Origin of the sequence: Nonomuraea sp. B12E4 (genome assembly GCF_039871825.1) — a bacterium.
GTDB lineage: Bacteria > Actinomycetota > Actinomycetes > Streptosporangiales > Streptosporangiaceae > Nonomuraea.
In genome coordinates this window covers 319,941-337,580 of record NZ_JBDPME010000009.1, presented here as the reverse complement: position 1 = coordinate 337,580, position 17,640 = coordinate 319,941, and the positions used below count along the sequence as shown (strand labels likewise).

The 17,640-nt window shown below is 71.9% G+C and carries 18 protein-coding genes; 6 read left to right on the top strand and 12 right to left on the bottom strand.

The window, feature by feature from the left end; all coding sequences use genetic code 11:
* The first annotated feature begins 2 nt into the window (after window positions 1-2).
* On the top strand, window positions 3-1,361 hold the full coding sequence (locus ABGB18_RS22745) for a glutamine synthetase family protein (RefSeq protein ID WP_347697568.1): 1,359 nt from the start codon (window positions 3-5) through the stop codon (window positions 1,359-1,361).
* A 9-nt stretch (window positions 1,362-1,370) separates the two neighbouring features.
* Here the strand turns inward: ABGB18_RS22745 and hisF are convergent, their stop codons facing one another.
* The 9 genes from hisF to hisD form a co-directional block, all read right to left on the bottom strand.
* Complete coding sequence (gene hisF, locus ABGB18_RS22740) at window positions 1,371-2,132, bottom strand: imidazole glycerol phosphate synthase subunit HisF (RefSeq protein WP_347697567.1); 762 nt, start codon at window positions 2,130-2,132, stop codon at window positions 1,371-1,373.
* The gene (locus ABGB18_RS22735; protein WP_347697566.1) at window positions 2,129-2,518 is read right to left on the bottom strand and encodes a Rid family hydrolase; all 390 of its coding nucleotides are present in this window, start codon (window positions 2,516-2,518) and stop codon (window positions 2,129-2,131) included. The genes hisF and ABGB18_RS22735 overlap by 4 nt, the downstream gene beginning before the upstream one ends.
* Before the next feature lie 32 nt (window positions 2,519-2,550).
* Window positions 2,551-3,273, bottom strand: coding sequence for a bifunctional 1-(5-phosphoribosyl)-5-((5-phosphoribosylamino)methylideneamino)imidazole-4-carboxamide isomerase/phosphoribosylanthranilate isomerase PriA (gene priA, locus ABGB18_RS22730; protein WP_347697565.1), 723 nt, complete (start codon window positions 3,271-3,273; stop codon window positions 2,551-2,553).
* Window positions 3,274-3,603 (bottom strand): hypothetical protein, encoded by a 330-nt coding sequence (locus ABGB18_RS22725; RefSeq protein WP_347697564.1) that lies wholly within the window; start codon window positions 3,601-3,603, stop codon window positions 3,274-3,276. It abuts the gene before it with no gap.
* Window positions 3,604-3,655: 52 nt separating this feature from the next.
* A complete protein-coding gene (gene hisH / locus ABGB18_RS22720) occupies window positions 3,656-4,294 on the bottom strand; it encodes an imidazole glycerol phosphate synthase subunit HisH (protein WP_347697563.1) in 639 nt (212 codons plus the stop codon).
* Window positions 4,288-4,443 (bottom strand): hypothetical protein, encoded by a 156-nt coding sequence (locus tag ABGB18_RS22715; protein WP_347697562.1) that lies wholly within the window; start codon window positions 4,441-4,443, stop codon window positions 4,288-4,290. Before ABGB18_RS22715 ends, hisH begins: the two co-directional genes overlap by 7 nt.
* Window positions 4,440-5,033, bottom strand: a complete 594-nt coding sequence (hisB, locus tag ABGB18_RS22710; RefSeq protein ID WP_090930701.1) for an imidazoleglycerol-phosphate dehydratase HisB — start codon at window positions 5,031-5,033, stop codon at window positions 4,440-4,442. Before hisB ends, ABGB18_RS22715 begins: the two co-directional genes overlap by 4 nt.
* 85 nt (window positions 5,034-5,118) lie before the next feature.
* On the bottom strand, window positions 5,119-6,189 hold the full coding sequence (locus ABGB18_RS22705; protein ID WP_347697561.1) for a histidinol-phosphate transaminase: 1,071 nt from the start codon (window positions 6,187-6,189) through the stop codon (window positions 5,119-5,121).
* The gene (gene hisD / locus ABGB18_RS22700; RefSeq protein ID WP_347697560.1) at window positions 6,186-7,502 is read right to left on the bottom strand and encodes a histidinol dehydrogenase; all 1,317 of its coding nucleotides are present in this window, start codon (window positions 7,500-7,502) and stop codon (window positions 6,186-6,188) included. The genes ABGB18_RS22705 and hisD overlap by 4 nt, the downstream gene beginning before the upstream one ends.
* 474 nt (window positions 7,503-7,976) lie before the next feature.
* On the opposite strand from hisD, the gene ABGB18_RS22695 reads away from it, so the two are divergent.
* The 3 genes from ABGB18_RS22695 to ABGB18_RS22685 all read left to right on the top strand — a co-directional run bounded on the left by ABGB18_RS22695 (window position 7,977) and on the right by ABGB18_RS22685 (window position 10,823).
* Window positions 7,977-8,171, top strand: a complete 195-nt coding sequence (locus ABGB18_RS22695; protein ID WP_347697559.1) for a hypothetical protein — start codon at window positions 7,977-7,979, stop codon at window positions 8,169-8,171.
* A 48-nt stretch (window positions 8,172-8,219) separates the two neighbouring features.
* A complete protein-coding gene (ligD, locus tag ABGB18_RS22690; RefSeq protein ID WP_347697558.1) occupies window positions 8,220-9,230 on the top strand; it encodes a non-homologous end-joining DNA ligase in 1,011 nt (336 codons plus the stop codon).
* An 81-nt stretch (window positions 9,231-9,311) separates the two neighbouring features.
* A complete protein-coding gene (locus tag ABGB18_RS22685) occupies window positions 9,312-10,823 on the top strand; it encodes a trypsin-like serine protease (RefSeq protein WP_347697557.1) in 1,512 nt (503 codons plus the stop codon).
* Window positions 10,824-10,989: 166 nt separating this feature from the next.
* Here ABGB18_RS22685 and ABGB18_RS22680 read toward each other — a convergent pair whose 3' ends face one another.
* A complete protein-coding gene (locus ABGB18_RS22680; RefSeq protein WP_347697556.1) occupies window positions 10,990-12,096 on the bottom strand; it encodes an MFS transporter in 1,107 nt (368 codons plus the stop codon).
* Between the two features lie 55 nt (window positions 12,097-12,151).
* On the opposite strand from ABGB18_RS22680, the gene ABGB18_RS22675 reads away from it, so the two are divergent.
* The gene (locus ABGB18_RS22675; RefSeq protein WP_347697555.1) at window positions 12,152-13,171 is read left to right on the top strand and encodes a helix-turn-helix transcriptional regulator; all 1,020 of its coding nucleotides are present in this window, start codon (window positions 12,152-12,154) and stop codon (window positions 13,169-13,171) included.
* Window positions 13,172-13,191: 20 nt separating this feature from the next.
* Entirely contained in the window at window positions 13,192-13,689 is a 498-nt protein-coding gene (ybaK, locus tag ABGB18_RS22670; RefSeq protein ID WP_347697554.1) for a Cys-tRNA(Pro) deacylase, read from the top strand.
* Between the two features lie 6 nt (window positions 13,690-13,695).
* Here the strand turns inward: ybaK and ABGB18_RS22665 are convergent, their stop codons facing one another.
* Together ABGB18_RS22665 and murA are read right to left on the bottom strand one after the other, a co-directional pair.
* Entirely contained in the window at window positions 13,696-16,254 is a 2,559-nt protein-coding gene (locus ABGB18_RS22665; protein ID WP_347697553.1) for a transglycosylase domain-containing protein, read from the bottom strand.
* 53 nt (window positions 16,255-16,307) lie between these two features.
* Complete coding sequence (gene murA / locus ABGB18_RS22660) at window positions 16,308-17,618, bottom strand: UDP-N-acetylglucosamine 1-carboxyvinyltransferase (protein ID WP_347697552.1); 1,311 nt, start codon at window positions 17,616-17,618, stop codon at window positions 16,308-16,310.
* Between the last annotated feature and the right edge of the window lie 22 nt (window positions 17,619-17,640).

Sequence of the window (17,640 nt, the reverse complement as noted above, 5' to 3'; positions counted from 1 at the left end):
GAATGAGAGATCGCCCGAGCGGGACCAAGTCACATCAGCTCGACCCCAACGCACGGCGGATCCTCGAGCGTGCTGAGCTCGAGGGCATCGAGCTGATCCGTTTCCTGTACGCCGACCACGGAGGCGTGATCCGTGGCAAGGCGGCATCCAGGTCCCGGCTGGCCGAGCGGCTCAGCACGGGCATCGGGCACACGGTGGCCATGATGGCGATGAACATGCTCGACCAGCTCCAGGAGGTCGAGCAGATGGGTCCGGTGGGCGAGGTACGCATCGTCCCCGACCCCGCCACATACGTCCCCCTGCCGCACGCGCCAGGTGCGGCCGCGATGCTGTCGGACCTGCGACTGCCGGACGGCTCGCCGTGGGGAGCTTGCGCGCGCACGTTCCTCAAGGACGCGATCGCCGAGCTCGCCACGGAGGGTTACACCTTGGTGGCGGCGTTCGAGCCGGAGTTCACGCTGGGCCGCCGCCTGCCCGACCCGAGCGGCCACGACCGGCTGGTGCCGCTCGACGACTCGCTCTGCTATGCCGGCAACGGGTTCGACACGGCGCACGACTACACCATCAAGCTCATCCGCGCCCTGGAGACGCAGGGCCTGCGTGTCGAGCACTACCACCCCGAGCTGGGTCCGGGGCAGCAGGAGCTGTCCATCCGGCACGCGCCCGCGCTGCGTGCCGCCGACAACCACGTCCTCTACCGCGAGACCGTGCGCGGGGTGGCCCTGCGCATGCAGATGTGGGCCACGCTCGCCCCCAAACCGCTGGCCGACCAGGCGGGCAACGGCGCGCACCTGCACCTGTCACTGTGGCGGGAGGCGCACAACGTGTTCGGCGAGGACGGCGAGACGCGCGACGGGTTCATCGGCGGCCTGATCGCCCACCTCCCCGCCCTGACCGCGCTGACGTGCGGCAGCGTCAACAGTTTCCGCCGCATCACGCCGCGCACGTGGGCCGGCGCCTACACGGTGTACGGCCCCGACAACCGCGAGGCCGCGGTACGCGTCTGCTCACCGCTCGGCGAGAGCGGCGAGGCCAACCTGGAGCTGAAGCCGTCCGACTCCTCGGCGAACCCCTACCTGTCGCTCGGCGCCGTCATCCACGCGGGCCTGGACGGCATCCGGCGCAAGCTCGACCCCGGCGCGCCCGTGGACGTCGACCCGGACACCCGCCCGGGCCGGTATCCGCGGCTGCCGACCTCGCTGGACGAGGCCCTGGACGCGCTGGAGGCGGACGAGGTCCTCATGGAGGCACTCGGGCCGCTGCGGCGCAGCGCGTATCTGGCGGTCAAGCGGTCGGAGGCGGCGGCCTTCGCCGCCAAGGACACCGCCTTCGAGCTCTTCCACCACCTGCGGGTGTTCTGACCCGCGGGCTCAGCGAACCGGGTGACCCGCCGAGCGGAGCGTGTCCTTGACCGCGGAGATCTTCAGCGTGCCGAAATGGAACACCGAGGCCGCCAGGACCGCGTCGGCGCCCGCCGCGACCGCCGGGGGGAAGTCCTCCAGCCGGCCCGCGCCGCCGCTGGCGATCACCGGCACCCGCACGGCCGCCCGGACCGCGCGCAGCATCTCCAGGTCGTAACCGTCGAGTGTGCCGTCGCCGTCCATCGAGTTGAGCAGGATCTCGCCCACGCCCAGCTCCTCGCCGCGTGCCGCCCACTCCACCGCGTCGATCCCGGTGCCGCGCCGGCCGCCGTGCGTGGTCACCTCGAACCCGCTCGGGGTGCCCGGCGCCCGGCGGGCGTCCACGGACAGCACCACGCACTGGGCGCCGAACCGCCGCGACGCCTCGGTGAGCAGCTCCGGCCGGGCGATGGCGGCGGTGTTGAGCGACACCTTGTCGGCGCCCGCCCGCAGCAGCCGGTTGACGTCCTCGACCGCGCGCACGCCGCCGCCGACCGTGAGCGGGATGAACACCTGCTCGGCCGTCCGGCGCACCACGTCGAGCATGGTCTCGCGCTCTCCCGAGGACGCGGTGATGTCGAGGAAGGTGAGCTCGTCGGCGCCCTCCTCGTCGTAGCGTCTGGCCAGCTCGACCGGGTCGCCCGCGTCGCGCAGGTTCTCGAAGTTGACGCCCTTGACCACGCGTCCGGCGTCCACGTCGAGACAGGGAATGACTCTTACCGCCACGGTCATGCTCGCAGTGCCTCGATTTCGATCTCGACCAGCATTCTCGGATCGACCAGTCCGGCCACCCTCACTCCGGTGCAGGCGGGCCGTACTTTGCCGAAGACCTCGCCGATGGCCTTGCCGACGAGGTCGAAGTGCCGCTGATCCACCACGTAGTAGCGGACCATGACAACATCTTCGCAGGTCAGGCCGCCCATCAGCACGGCCTCCAGCGCGATGTCGATCGCCGTCAGGCTCTGCAGGTAGGCGTCGCCGAGGTGGCGCACCTCTCCGTTGATCGTGGCCGTGCAGCCGGACACGATGACCCGATCGCCCGCGACGACCGCCCGGGCATAGCCGTACTTCTCCTCCCAGACACCGCCCGAAAACACCCTCAGGCCGGTGCTTTCCATCTCCACGCTCATTCCGCCCCCTCCCGGCGAAGTTACACGCGTACAGCGGCCAGCGCGTTCTCCAAGGTGAACGCGTGAGCGTACAGGGCTCTGCCCACGATGGCCCCCTCCACCCCGTCCGGGACGAGAGAAGCCAGTGCCACCAGGTCGTCGAGAGTGGACACGCCGCCGCTGGCCACCACGGGCCGGTCGGTGCGGGCACAGATCTGGCGGTAGAGGTCGAGGTTCGGGCCCTTGAGCATGCCGTCCTTGGTCACGTCGGTGACGACATAGCGGGGGCAGCCGTCGGCCTCCAGGCGGGCGAGCACCTCCCACAGGTCTCCCGCGTCCTCGGTCCAGCCGCGAGCGGCCAGCGTGGTGCCGCGCACGTCGAGCCCGACCGCGATCTTGTCACCGTGCTCGGCGATGATCTTCCGGCACCAGTCGGGCCGCTCCAGCGCGGCGGTGCCGATGTTGACCCGGCGGCAGCCGGTGGCCAGGGCCGCGGCCAGGGAGTCGTCGTCGCGGATGCCACCGGACAGCTCCACGTTGACGTCGAGCCGGCCGATCACCTCGGCGATCAGCTCCCGGTTGCTCCCCCGGCCGAAGGCGGCGTCCAGGTCGACCAGATGGATCCACTCGGCACCCGCCTCCTGCCAGGCCAGCGCGGCGGCGAGCGGCGCGCCGTAACCGGTCTCGGTCCCGGCCTCACCCTGGACGAGGCGCACGGCCTGGCCGTCGACCACGTCCACGGCGGGCAACAATACGAGCGACATTCAGATCCTCCGGTCGAAGGCGAGGGTCACCACAACGGGTGCGAGCAACAGGGAGAACACCAGCACGGCCAGGCTGACCGCGAGCGAGCCCCAGACCAGCCACGTGGCCACCTGGACGAGCAGGAAGCCCAGCGCCACCACGGCGTTCTGGGCGCGATGGCGGCGGGCCAGCACGCCGCCCTGGCGGTAGAAGCGCACCGGGCGCGGAACCAGGCGGGCGAGCAGGGCACGACGGCGGGCGCGGCGTGCCTGCCGCTCCTCGTTGAGCCGCATCGCGCGTGCGCGCTCCGCCTCCCGCGCGGCCCTGCGCCGCGCCCGCTCCTTGCTCACGAGGCCGCCGGACCTGCGAGTAAGGGGCTCACGTGTCTCATCGGCCGCCCGCTCACAGGGTCTCGAGCCAGTTCTTCAGCAGGACGGCCCCCGCGTCCCCGGATTTCTCCGGGTGGAACTGGGTGGCCATCAGGGGGCCGTTCTCCACGGCGGCCACGAACGGCACGCCGTGCTCGGCCCAGGTGACGAGCGGCTCGGCGAACCCCTCGCCGGGACGCAGCTCCCACTCGCGCACCCCGTAGGAGTGCACGAAGTAGAAACGCGTGGCCGCGTCGAGCCCGGCGAACAGGACGCTGCCGGCCGGCGCCTTGACCGTGTTCCAGCCCATGTGGGGCAGCACGGGGGCGTCGAGCCGCTCGACCGTGCCCGGCCACTCGCCGCAGCCCTCGCTCTCCACGCCGTGCTCCACGCCCCGGGCGAACAGGATCTGCATGCCGACGCAGATGCCCAGCACCGGGCGGCCGCCCGACAGCCGGCGGCCGATCGCCTGCTCGCCGCGGACGCCCCGCAGGCCCCTCATGCACGCCTCGAACGCGCCCACCCCCGGCACGACCAGCCCCTCGGCCTCCAGGGCGGCGTCGAGGTCGGCGGTCACCGTCACGTCGGCGCCCACCCTGGCCAGCGCGCGCTCGGCCGAGCGCAGGTTGCCCGAGCCGTAGTCGAGCACCACGACGTCGCGTTTCCTCACCACCACAACACCCCCGCCGTGATCGCCATCACCGCGCCCACCACGCAGACGGCCGCGCCGATCTTGATCCCCTGCTTGAACAGTGAGATCACGCCGCCGATCAGGAACAGCCCGACGAACACCATCACGACGGCGAGGAGGTTGTCCGTCACAACACCCCCTTGGTGCTGGGGACGCCCGTGGCGCGCGGGTCGGGCTCCGACGCCTCGCGCAGCGCCCGGGCCAGCGCCTTGAACTGGGCCTCCACGACGTGGTGCGCGTTACGCCCGTACGGCACGTGCACGTGCAGGCAGATCGCCGCCTGGGCGACCAGCGACTCCAGGATGTGGCGCGTCATCGTCGTGTCGTAGTCGGGGCCGATCATCGGTGCCAGGCCCTCGGGCTCGGAGTGCACGAGGTAGGGGCGGCCGGACAGGTCGACGGTGACCTGGGCCAGCGACTCGTCCAGCGGGCACGACGCGCTCCCGAACCTCCTGATGCCCGACTTGTCGCCCAACGCCTCGCGGAAGGCCGCGCCCAGCGCGAGCGCGGTGTCCTCGATCGTGTGGTGCGCGTCGATGTGCAGGTCGCCCTCGGTCTTGACCGTCAGGTCGAACAGCCCGTGCTTGCCGAGCTGGGCCAGCATGTGGTCGAAGAAGCCGACCCCGGTCGCGACCTCCACCCGGCCGGTGCCGTCGAGGCCGACCTCCACCAGGACCGAGGTCTCCTTCGTCACGCGCTCGACGCGGCCTACCCGGCTCACAGGATCCCTCCGCTGGTGAGGCTGGAGTCGCAGGGCATCGTGTTCTCCTCGTCGTGTCGGTGGAGCGTCATTGGGTGGGCGGCGGTCAAAGCACTCCTTCCAGAGCCCGTCGGAAGGCCGCCATCTCCTCGCCGGTGCCGATCGACACCCGTAGCCATTGTGGCGGGCCCACCTCGCGGATCAACACCCCGCGCTCCAGCAGCCCCTCCCACACCTGGCGCCGGTCGGGGAACCGCCCGAACAGCACGAAGTTCGCGTCGGAGTCGGCCACCACCAGGCCCCTGGACCGCAGCCACGCCACGATGTCGTCACGGTCGCGCCGCAGCACGTCCACGGTGCCGAGCAACTCGGCGTGGTGCCGCAGCGCCACCCGCGCCGCCGTCTGGGTGAGCGTCGACAGGTGGTACGGCAGCCGCACCAGCAGCAGCGCCTCCACCACGGCCGGGTGGGCGGCCAGGTAGCCGAGCCGCGTGCCCGCCATGGCGAACGCCTTGGACATCGTCCGGGTGACGATCAGGCGCGGGTGCCGCGGCAGCAGGGTGAGCGCCGACGGGGTGCCCGTGCGGGCGAACTCGGCGTAGGCCTCGTCCACCACCACCATGCCCGGCGCCGCGGCCAGGATCGCCTCGATCGTCTCCAGCGGCTGCGCGGTGCCCGTGGGATTGTTCGGGGAGGCGATGAAGACGATGTCGGGCCGGTGCTCCTCGATCGCGGCGACGGCTTTGCCGGGGTCGAGCGAGAAGTCCTCCTCCCGGCTGGCCTTGATCCACTCCGTGTTGGTGCCGCTGGTGATGATCGGGTGCATGGAGTAGGACGGCTCGAACCCGATGGCGCTGCGGCCGTGGCCGCCGAAGGCCTGCAGGATCTGCTGGAGCACCTCGTTGGAGCCGTTGGCGGCCCACACCTGCTCGGTGGTCAGGCCGTGGCCGAGGTAGGCCGCCAGGCCGGCGCGCAGCGCGGTGGCGTCCCGGTCAGGATAGCGGTTGAGCTCGCCCGCCTCCGCCCCGATCGCCGCGGCCAGGTCGGCGACCAGCTCGGGCGAGGGCGGGTAGGGGTTTTCGTTGGTGTTGAGCCGGACGGGCACGTCGATCTGGGGCGCGCCGTACGGCGACTTGCCCCGGAGGTCGTCCCTGATGGGCAGATCGTCGAGAGTCACGCGTTCTCCGTGGGGATTTGCCAGTCGAAACGGGCGCGGATGGCCGCCCCGTGGGCGGGCAGGTCCTCGGCGTCGGCCAGCGCGGACACGTGCCCCGCCGCGCCCGCGAGCGCCTCGCGGGTGTAGTCGACGACGTGGATGCCGCGCAGGAACGACTGCACCGACAGGCCGCTGGAGTGGCAGGCGCAGCCGCCCGTGGGCAGCACGTGGTTGGAGCCCGCGAGGTAGTCGCCGAGCGACACCGGGGCGTACGGGCCGACGAAGATGGCACCGGCGTTCCGGATTTTTCCGGCTATCGCCGCCGCGTCGGCCGTGTGGATCTCCAGGTGCTCGGCCGCGTACGCGTCCACGACCTTGATGCCGTCGCCGATGGAGCCCACCAGCACGATGCCCGACTGCCTGCCGCTCAGCGCCTCGGTGATGCGCTCGGAGTGCTTGGTGGCCGACACCTGGCCCGGCAGCTCCTTCTCCACCGCGTCGGCCAGCTCAGCGCTCGTGGTGACCAGCACCGCGGCGGCGATCACGTCGTGCTCGGCCTGGCTGATCAGGTCGGCGGCCACGTGGACCGGGTCGGCCGTCTCGTCGGCCAGGATGGCGATCTCGGTCGGGCCGGCCTCGGAGTCGATGCCGATGCGCCCCTTGAGCAGCCGCTTGGCCGCCGCGACCCAGATGTTGCCGGGCCCGGTCACCATCGTGGCGGGCGGGCACTCCTCGGTGCCGTAGGCGAACATGGCCACCGCCTGCGCCCCGCCCACCGAGTAGACCTCGTCCACGCCGAGCAGCGCGCACGCGGCCATGATCGTGGGGTGCGGCAGCCCGTCGAAGGCCGCCTGCGCCGGGCTCGTCACCGCCAGCGAGCCGACCCCGGCCTCCTGAGCGGGGACGACGTTCATCACCACGCTGGACGGATAGACCGCGCGCCCGCCGGGGACGTAGAGGCCCACCCGGTCGACCGGCACCCACCGCTCGGTCACGGTGCCGCCGGGCACCACCCGGGTGGTGACGTCGGTGCGCCGCTGGTCGCGGTGGACCAGCCGGGCCCGCCTGATCGACTCCTCCAGCGCCGCCCTGACCTTCGGGTCCAGCTCGCCGAGGGACCTCTCGATGGCCTCGGCGGGGACGCGGGTGGTGGCGATCTCGACGCCGTCGAACCGGGCGGTCAGCTCCCGTACGGCCGCCACCCCACGATGGCGCACGTCGTCGCAGATGGTCCGCACCTTCTCCAGGGCGGCCTCGACGTCGAGCTCGGCGCGCGGCAGCACGTCGCGCAGATCATCAGGCAAGGAAGCGCGCATGTCGATACGGGAAATCACCCTGACAGTCTACGGAGGTCCGACCCCCGAATCCGGTTCTGTCCGGTATACGGGACACCACACGCCCGGTCTCTGACCGAAACCCCCGGGCGAATCCCTGGGTGGATCTTGGCCGGATCTTGGCCGGGCCTCCGTACGCGGCCCCCGGCTTCGGCGGGCGGGCGGCCGGATTTCTGGCAGCCGCGGGGGCGGCGCTCGCCGACGCCGCGCCCGCGGCCACCGATCGCCCCGGACCGGGCCTGCCGGGACGCTGCCGTGGCCGTCACGGGGGCACGGCCACGACCGGGAAAAGCCTGAGAGCATCCCTATTGCCCGAGCCGGCCGCCCCTCTAACGCGTCATGCCAAGAAAAACTTTGAGTAACTAAAATCTAACCTGAAGTACGTTTTATCCAAGGTGCGTGTCGCGCCCTTAGAGCTGGCGAACGCTTTGAGATTATCTGTCCATTATGTTCGGGCCCTTATTCTGATTTGTCATGGGACAGTGGCGGGGCCCGGGGGGCATCCTGGTCGAGGCGATCATCCTGGATGATCGCCCGATGCTACGCGTCTCCCACCGGGTCAACGGCATCACCTACCTGCGCGGCTACTGCGCCTCCGTCGACGAACTCGGCGAGCACGGCGTCGACCTGGCCGAGCTGATGGAAGACACCGCGCTTGACCATCTGTAGACCTCGGTCCGCCACTGTCGATCAGCCGGACCGGGTACGGCCTGCACCATGGTGCGGCTGCCGGCCTACGCGCCGATGCTGGCCCAGCTCGGGACCCTGAGCTCCGTCCAGGGGACGGGCTGGGCCGTGGAGATGAAATGGGACGGCGTACGCGCGCTGGCCTACGTCGAGGACGGCAGGGTCCGCCTCATGTCGCGCAACGGCAAGGACATCACCCCCGCCTACCCCGAGCTCCAGCTCATGGCCGCCGCCACCGGCGGGCACGCCGCCGTGATCGACGGGGAGGTCGTGGCCTTCGACGAGGCCGGGCGGCCCAGGTTCGAGGCGCTGCAGCCCCGGATGCACCAGCGCCACCCGGCGGCCGTGGCCGAGCTGACCCGGGCGGTGCCGGTCACGTTCATGGCGTTCGACCTGCTCCACCTCGACGCCGACAGCATCGTCTCCCGCCCCTACACCGAGCGCAGGCAGGCCCTGGAGACCACCCTGACGCCCGGCTACCGGTGGGAGGTGCCCGTCTGGTTCTCCGACCAGGCCGAGCGGGCCTTCGACTCCTCCAGGGAGCTCGGGCTCGAAGGCGTCGTGTGCAAGCGCCTGACCTCCCCCTACCGGCCGGGCCGGCGCAGCTCCGAATGGACCAAGGTCAAGAACGTGCGTGCCGTCGAGGTCGTCGTCGGCGGCTGGAAACCGGGCGGCGGGCGGCGCTCGGGCATGATCGGCTCACTCCTCATCGGCGCTCACGACCCGCGCGGCCGGCTGCTGTTCGTGGGGCATGTGGGCACCGGGTTCACCCAGGCCATGCTGCGCGATCTGAGCGAGCTGCTGGCGCCGCTGGAGCGCCCCGACCCGCCGTTCGACGTGCCGGTGCCGCGCGAGCACGCCCGCGACGCCCACTGGGTCGAGCCCCGGGTGGTCGGCGAGGTGCAGTACGCCGAGGTCACCGGCAACGGCCTGCTGCGCCACCCCTCCTGGCGCGGGCTGCGGCCCGACCGCGAACCCATCGAGGCCAGCACGGCGGAGATCCTGCCGCCGGGGATGACCGGGGACACCGCCGCCGGCTGACCACGAACCCCACCCGAACACATTTCGCGTCCATATGATTACTTATAGTGATCGGACGTAATCGAGCTGTTTGGGGGCATCGTGCCGAAGACCTTGGTCATCGCGCTGACGCTGGCCGGCGTCACGCTCACAACACCCGGCCCGCCCCCAGCGGCCACCGCCTCGGCCCACCACCAGCCTGCCGCCCCCGCAGCAGGCGATCGGCCCGTGCTCGCCGCCGACCGGCCGGTGCCCGCCGCCGTGCCGGACGTGGCCTGGGGGGCCGAGGTGTCACCGTCGATGCGCCCCCGCCGGGCCGTGCGCCACTGGACCGCCGCCATGCAGGCCAAGGCCGCCGACCCGCCGGAACGCCTGCCGCGCCCCGCCGCCGCCCCGCGATCCGGCCAGGGCGTCGCCCACCGGCACAGCGTGCCCACGGGCAAGCGGCTGACCCCCCGCGCCGACGCCAACGGCTACACGCACATGCGCCGCCCCTACACGCGGTCGGCGCTGAGCCGGATCAGCGGGCGGCTGTTCTTCGTCAACGCCGCCGGGACCGGCGACTCCTGCAGCGCCTCCGTCATCCGCTCCGCCACCCGGCTGCTCGTCGTGACCGCCGCCCACTGCGTGTACGGGGTGCCCGAAGGCTCGCTGACCGGCCAGTGGCACACCGACATCGCCTTCGTCCCCGCCTACGACGGGCGGGCGGCCTCCGCCCGGCAACGCGAGCCCTACGGGCGGTGGGGCGGGCGGCGGGTGTGGAAACCCGACGGCTACACGGGCCTGACCGGCGGCGACTGGAACTCCGTCTACGACATCGCCCTCATCGAGGTCGGCCGGCGCGACGTCACCCTGCAGGAAGCCGTCGGCGCCTTCACCCCCATGCTCAACGAGGGCGGCCGGCACTCCGTCATCACCACGGGCTACCCCGGCCTGTCCGGCAGGAAGCCGTACGACGGCCAGGACCAGCTCTTCTGCCTCGCCAGGACCCGGCCCGCCACCCGGCCCCCCGCCGACGACACGGCGCTCGCCGCCCACGCCACCGCGCCCGGGCGCATGGAGACCGACAACTGCCACCTGCACAAGGGGCACAGCGGCGGCCCATGGCTGATCAGGGGCACCGACGACCTGGTGGGCGTGCTGTCGGCGGGCAAGGAGGACGGCGAGTCCGAGGGCAACTCCATCGCGACCACCCTCAACGTCGCCGGCTACGGCGCGATCGTGCGGCACGCTGACCCACACGGCGTGTACGACGCGCTGTCCATCCGGGCCTCGGGACCGTCCCGGCCCGTCCGGCGTGGCACCACCACCACCGTCGCCGCCGTCGTCACCATGCGCGGCCTCATGGCCGCCGCCCAGGTGCCCGTCACGCTCACCCTGCCGCCCGGCACCAGCCTGGGCACCGTCACGGGGGCCACCTGCGTGCCGGCGGACCGCCGGGCCACCTGCACGATCGCCGCCGTCCATCCAGGCAGGCCGGTCAGGATCTCGGCCAAGGTACGCGTCGGACGCCACGCGGCGGGCCGGCTCGAACTCGCCGCACACGTCACGTCCACCCGCCTGGACCCCTCCCAGGGCGACAACGACGCCACCGCGCCCATCCTCACCCACTGACTCCGCACCGGCCGGCAGAGCTCCGGGACGCGGTGGGGCAGGCCGGGTGGTCCCGCCGGTCAAGCATGCGACGTCACGGTCCTCACCCGCGCGCCCGAGGGGCGTTGAACGGACGGGGCTCCGGGACGGCGGCGGGGGGCGCCTTCCCGTGCTGTGCCGTAAAAGATCATTCAGGTTCGTGCAGCGTGCGGGAGAGAAGCCACGCCAGGACGGGGAACACGATCAGGCACGAAAGCGCCGTCCGTAACGTCGTCGCCTCCGCCACAGCCCCCACCAGCGGGCTGGCCAGGCCGCCCGCGCTCACCGCCAGCCCCAGGGTCACGCCCGCGGCCGTCCCCACCCGGCTCGGCAGGAAGTCCTGCCCCAGCGTGACGTGCAGCGAGAACGGGGCGTAGAGGGTGAGTGAGGAGGCCGCGATGAAGACGAACGCCATCGGCCCGGGCGCCAGCACCACACCCGCCACCGCGGGCACGGACAGCGCATACGCCAGGCGCATCGTGCGCATCCTCCCCCATCGCGCCGCCAGCCTGCCGCCCAGCACCGTGCCCACCGCACTACCGGCGAACAACACGAACAGCGCCACCGCGCCCTCCGTCCCGCCCCCCATGTACAGGGCCACGAACGCGCTCAGCCCCACATACACGACCGAGCGGAACACGATCACCAGCGTCAGCCGGATGAACGACGGCCAGTCGTCTCGGCCGGACACCGACGCCGCCGCGGCCGCCCGGCCTCCGTTGACCGTCGCCAGGATCGCCGGCAGCGTCACCACCGCCCCCAGCACCGCCGGCACCGCCAGGAACGGCGACGCCCCGAGACCCCACCCCGCCAGCAGCGGCGTCACCAGCACCGGAGCCATGGCGAAACCGAGCGTGCCGCCCAGCGAGAACCAGCTCATCCGGACGTGGCTGCCCGCGCTGGCGATCCTGGCCAGCCGCGCGGCCTCGGGATGGTATGCCGCCACGCCCAGCCCGGACAGCGCCACCGCCAGCCAGGTCAGCACGTAGGAGTCCGTCACGCCGCCGAACGCCACCCCGGCACCCGCGACCACCATGCTCAACGGGATCAGCCACGGCATCCGCCACCGGTCGGTCAGCACGCCGAACACCGGCTGCACGATCGACGACGACAACGTGGCCGCCAGCACGATGCCGGAGACGGCGACGTACCCGTACCCGCGGCCGGCCACCAGGAAAGGCACCAGCGCCGGGACCGCACCCTGATAGAAATCCACGGCCGCGTGCCCGCCCGAAAGCATGGGGACTCTTTTCACGCCCTCGATCCTTTACCCGGCGATCGCTGGCCTACTTCCGATAAAATGCCAACCAATGCCGGAAATCCGCCATATCTCGCAAGCCCCCACCGGACGCCGCCCCCTGGCGCGGGGATCCGGCATCGACGCGCACCGGCACGACACCCACCAGATCGTGTACGCCTGCCGCGGAGTGGTCTCGGTCACCACCGACGCCGGCGTGTGGGTCGCCCCGGCGAACCGGGCCATCTGGATCCCGGCCGGAACCGTCCACGAGCACCGCGCCCACGGCGACACGGACCTCCGCCTGGTGGGCCTCACCGACAACCCGCTCGGCCTCAACCGCCCGGCCGTCCTCGCGGTCGCCCCGCTCCTCCGCGAGCTGATCACCGCCTACACCGCCGCTCCCGAACCCCCAGCCCGCGACTGTGAACCCCCGACCCCCGGCACCCATGAACCCACAACCCCCGCCCACCCCGCGTCCAGCACGGAACCCGCTGACGGCACCCACCTCGACGGGCGCCACACGGCCGCGGGCATCCCGCCTGAACGCGACGCGGCCGGAGGCGGCACAGCGGACGCCCACGCCTTCGGAGTTGGTGCGGCTGAAGACGGCGCCGCGGGACACGAAACGACCGCTCTGGGTGAAGCGGAACACAGCACGACCGCCCGGGGTGCGGCGGGAAGTGGTGTGGTCGGGGGCGACGAGCGGGGGCGGTTGCTGGCGGTGCTGCTCGATCAGCTCAAGCGGGCCCCCGAGCAGCAACTCCACCTGCCCACCCCGGAAGACCCCCGGCTGACGGCCGTCTGCACCGCCCTGCACGAGGATCCCGCCGACAACAGGACCCTGGCCCAGCTCGCCAGGCAGGCGGGGACCAGCGACCGCACGCTCGCCAGGCTGTGCCGGCGCGAGCTGGGCATGAGCTTCCCCCAGTGGCGCACCCAGCTACGCCTGCACCACGCACTTCTCCTGCTGGCCGACGGCGAACCCGTCACCGCCGTCGCCCACCGCTGCGGGTGGGCCTCGGCGAGCGCGTTCATCGACGTGTTCCGACGGGCGTTCGGGTACACCCCGGGCCGGGCCTTTACATTGTAGATTCGCTACAATTGAATCCCGTGAGCAAGTCGAAGAGCAAGACCGGGGGCACCCCGGCCACCGTGGCGCTGACCAAGGCGAAGGCCGAGTTCACCCTCCATCCGTATGAGCATGACGCCTCCGCCCAGGCATATGGCGAGGAGGCGGCGGACGCGCTCGGCGTCCCGTACGAGCGGATCTTCAAGACGCTGGTGGCCGAGGTCGAGAGCGGCCTGGCGGTGGCGGTGGTGCCGGTGGCGGGCAAGCTCGACCTCAAGGCCCTGGCCGGCGCCCTGAGCAGCAAGCGCGCCGCGATGGCCGACGCCGCCAAGGTGGAGCGGGTGACGGGTTACGTCGTGGGCGGCATCAGCCCCCTCGGCCAGCGCAAGCAACTGCCGACGGTGGTCGACTCCTCGGCCCTCGGCTTCGAGACGATCTACTTCTCGGCCGGGAAGCGCGGCCTGCAGATCGAGACCGCGCCCGACAACCTCATCACCCTCACCCGAGCCGTCACCGCCCCCATCGGCAAGGCCGGTTAAGAGGACTCAGTCGAGCGGCCAGTTCCGCAGGCCCGGCAACTCACCCCACGGCCGCCCGCCCCTGGATCGCTCCCCCGAAGCCCGCTCCCCCGAAGCCCGGCCACCAGAAGACCGCTCCCCCAGGGTCCGCCCACCGCTGGGCCGCCCAACCGAGGGCCGCCCACCGGGCCGCTCGCCCAAAGGCCGCCCCTCCAAGGACCGCCCACCGCTGGGCCGCTCAGCCGGGGGCCGCTCAACGGGAGGGCGCTCAACTGAGGGCCGTTCACCACCGGATCCCCCTCCCGAGGGCCGCTCACCCCAGTCACCCGAGAGGGGCGGCTGATACCCCTCCTGCCGCTGCTCAGGCGCGTACCGCTGCTCCTCCCACCCGAGCCGCGACTCCAGCGGCCGCCGGCCGAGCAACCAGTCGAAGAGCCGGCGATAGCGACGCCCGAACGGATGGTCGCCATCGCGCCCGCGATTGCCGCGATCCTGCTCGGCCAGCGCCTCCTCCAGGCCGGGCGTGTGCCCGCCACCGAAGCGCGCCATGTTCGGCGCCGTGAACCCGGTGGCCTCGACCCGCCGCAGCGCGGGCCCCATCGACTCCACCCAGATCGGCCCCGGCAGCGAGGCCCCCTGCACCGAGCCGTAGTACTGGTCCCCGATCTGCACCCCCTGCAGCGGGAACCGGTAGGAGCCCCGGATGTCCCCGACGCTGACCGCGGCGGCCAGCTCCGGCGTGTATCCGGCGAACCAGGCCGAGGTGTAGCCGTTGTTGGTGCCCGTCTTGCCCGCGGCCGGCCGGCCGATGCCCTGCCCCTGCATGGTGCCCTTGTCGAACACCCCGGACAGCACGTGGTTGACGGCATCCGCGACCGGCTGCTCGATCGCCTGCTCGCAGGCGGGCGGCACCTGAGTACGCCGCCCGTCCCTGCCGACGATCTCCACGATGGCCAGCGGCCGGCAGTAGAGCCCGCGGGCCGCGAACGCCGCGAACGACGCCGCCACCGTCACCGGGTCCATCTCGTTCACGCCCAGCGTGAACGTGGGCACCTCCTTCAGCGGCTTCCCGTCCGCCCTGACCACGCCGAGCGCCTTGGCCGTGCGGACCACGTTGCAGAGCCCGACCTTGCGCTCCAGCATCATGTAGAAGATGTTCACCGACTTCCAGGTGCCGGTCTCGATGCTGTGCGGGCCGCCCTCGCCCTCACCGCTGGCGTTCAGGATGCGTGTGTCCGGGTCGTTGACCGGCTTGCCGGTGCAGTCGCGGTAACCCGCCGAGGGCACCAGCGCGCCGGGCGTGTCGAAGCCCTCGCCGAACCTCCATCCCTGCTGCAGGGCCGTGGCCAGGGTGAACACCTTGAACGTCGATCCGGCCTGGAATCCCTGGCCGCCGCCGTGGGCCACGTCGGCGGGCAGGTTGAAGGTGGTCTTGGGGCCGTTCTTGCTGTTGCCGCGGTTGCGGCCGAACCGCTTGCTGGCCGCCATCGCCCTGATCCGCCCGGTCCCCGGCTCCACCATGGCCTCGGCGGCCACCTCGGTGTCCTCGGGCGCGACGTGGCCGCGGATGGCCTTGTCGGCGGCGCGCTGCGCGATCGGGTCGAGGCTGGTCCTGATCACCAGCCCGCCCCTGGCCATCCTGGCGCGCCGCTCGGCGGGCGAGTTGCCGAACACGGGGTTCGACAGGAGCTCGCGCTGCACGTACAGGCAGAAGAACGGGAACTCGCTCTGCTCGCACCCGCCGGGCTCGGGCCTCAGCCGCAGGCCGAGCGAGGCGCTCTTGGCGCTCGCCGCCTCCTGCTCGGTGATGAGCTTGAGCCCGGCCATCCGGTCCAGCACGAGGTCGCGCCGCTCGCGCAGGCGCGCCCGCTGCGAGGCGCCGAGCGAGGGATCGGTCGAGTACGGCATCCGCACCGCCCCCGCCAGCGTGGCCGCCTGGATCAGCGTCACCTTGCTCGCCGAGGTGGAGAAGAAGCGCCTGGCCGCCGCCTCCACGCCGTACGCTCCGGCGCCGAAGTAGGCGATGTTCAGGTAGCGCTCCAGGATCTCGTCCTTGCGGTACTTCTTCTCCAGCGCCAGCGCCAGCCGCAGCTCGGTGAACTTGCGGGCGAGGTTCGGGGCGCGGGCCCGGTCGCGTTCGGCGTCGGTGCGGGCGCTCTCCACCAGGATGTTCTTGACGAGCTGCTGCGTCAGCGACGAGCCGCCCTGCCGGATGCCGCCCGCCTGGGTGTTGGTGAGCAGCGCCCGGAACGTGCCCCGGACGTCGAGGCCGCCGTGCTCGTAGAAGCGGGCGTCCTCGATGGCCACGATCGCCTTGCGCATCACCGGCGCGACCGCGGCGAGCGGCACGTTCGTCCGGTTGGCCTCGTAGAACTGGGCGAACTGGCGGCCGTCCTTGTCCAGCAACCTGGTCACCTGGGCGAGCGGCTCCTCGCGCGGGGCGGGCGGCAGCTCGATGAAGGTGTTCGCGACACTCTTCGCGACCAGGCCGCCGCCGCTGACCAGGGGCGCGACCAGTGCCGCCGTCAGCACGCCGCCGAGCGCCCCCGCCAGTGCGAGCGCCCCGACGGATCTGAGTACGGTCACGCAAGATGATCTGCGACGTCCCGATCGTCGGCAAACGCCCGCTTAGGACCTCTTTACCGTTGCCTGCGGATGTTCAGACCGAGCGAGGCGAACTGCTCGAACGGACGGTGGTAGCCGCGTTCGATATGGTGCACGCCGCGCAGCGTGGACGTCCCGTCGGCCACGGCGGCGGCCAGCACGGCGGAGAACCCCGCCCTGATGTCGGGCAGCGTCACGTCGGCGCCCTTGAGCTGGGACACGCCGCGCACCACGGCCGAGTGCCTGGCGTTGCTGTCGTGGTAGCGGCAGGCCGGGCCGCCCAGGCACTGGTCGAACACCTCGATCTCGCAGCCCAGCTTCTGCAGCGCGGGCACGTACACCAGGCGGTTCTCGAAGACCGTCTCGTGCAGCACGGACATGCCCTTGCTCTGCGTGAACAGCACCATGAGCGGCGTCTGCCAGTCCGTCATGAACCCGGGGTGCGTGTCGGTCTGCACCGCCGCCGCGCGCAGCCCCTCCGGGGGCGCGGTCGCGCACAGGTACTCGTCGTTGATGTCGAACCGCGCGCCCATCCTGGCCAGCGTGGTGATCGCGGTGACCAGGCGGTCCTGCGGGCAGCCGTGCACGCGTACCTCGCCCTGGGTGACCAGGCCCGCCGCCAGGTAGGAGAACGCCTCGATGCGGTCGCCGGTCAGCCAGGTGGAGGCGCCGCGCAGCGACTCGACGCCCTCGATGACGATCCTGCGGTCGGGCGAGAGCTCGATCCTGGCCCCCATGCGCTGCAGGAACAGCGCCAGCTCCACCACCTCGGGCTCCATGGCGGCGTTCTTGAGCACCGTCTTGCCCTCGGCCAGCACCGCCGACATGAGGATCGTCTCCGTGGCACCCACACTCGGATAGGGCAGCTCGATCCGGGTGCCGACGAGCCGGTTGGCCTTGGCGAAGACGCCGGTGTCGCCGACCTCGACCTCGGCGCCCATCGAGCGCAGGGCCTCCACGTGGAAGTTCACCGGCCGCCGCCCGATCGGGTCGCCCCCGACCAGCGGCACGAACGCCTCCCCCGCCAGGTGCAGCAGCGGCCCCAGCATGAGGATGGGGATGCGGTTGAGCCCGGTGAACGCGTCCGGCACCCGCGGCTCGATGTCCTTGCCGCGCGCGATCCTGATCTCCGTACGGGAGATCTCCACGTTGATCCCGAGCGCCCGCAACATGGCGGCGGTGATTTCGACCTCGCCCACCTCGGGCGCGTTGTGGATGCTGCTCTCTCCGTTGCCGAGCATGGCGGCGACCATGTGCTTGGACACGCCGTTCTTCGAACCGCGCACCTCGACGTCCCCGCGGAGCGGGCCGGAGGGTTCAATGAGCCAGACCTCTTCTGCAATCACGAGGTGAGCCTAGCCGGGGGAT

Coding starts and splice junctions, on each gene's coding strand:
- ABGB18_RS22745 (WP_347697568.1), top strand. CDS start 3: ATGAGAGATCGCCCGAGCGGGACCAAGTCACATCAGCTCGACCCCAAC.
- hisF (WP_347697567.1), bottom strand. CDS start 2,132: ATGACCGTGGCGGTAAGAGTCATTCCCTGTCTCGACGTGGACGCCGGA.
- ABGB18_RS22735 (WP_347697566.1), bottom strand. CDS start 2,518: ATGGAAAGCACCGGCCTGAGGGTGTTTTCGGGCGGTGTCTGGGAGGAG.
- priA (WP_347697565.1), bottom strand. CDS start 3,273: ATGTCGCTCGTATTGTTGCCCGCCGTGGACGTGGTCGACGGCCAGGCC.
- ABGB18_RS22695 (WP_347697559.1), top strand. CDS start 7,977: ATGGGACAGTGGCGGGGCCCGGGGGGCATCCTGGTCGAGGCGATCATC.
- ligD (WP_347697558.1), top strand. CDS start 8,220: ATGGTGCGGCTGCCGGCCTACGCGCCGATGCTGGCCCAGCTCGGGACC.
- ABGB18_RS22675 (WP_347697555.1), top strand. CDS start 12,152: ATGCCGGAAATCCGCCATATCTCGCAAGCCCCCACCGGACGCCGCCCC.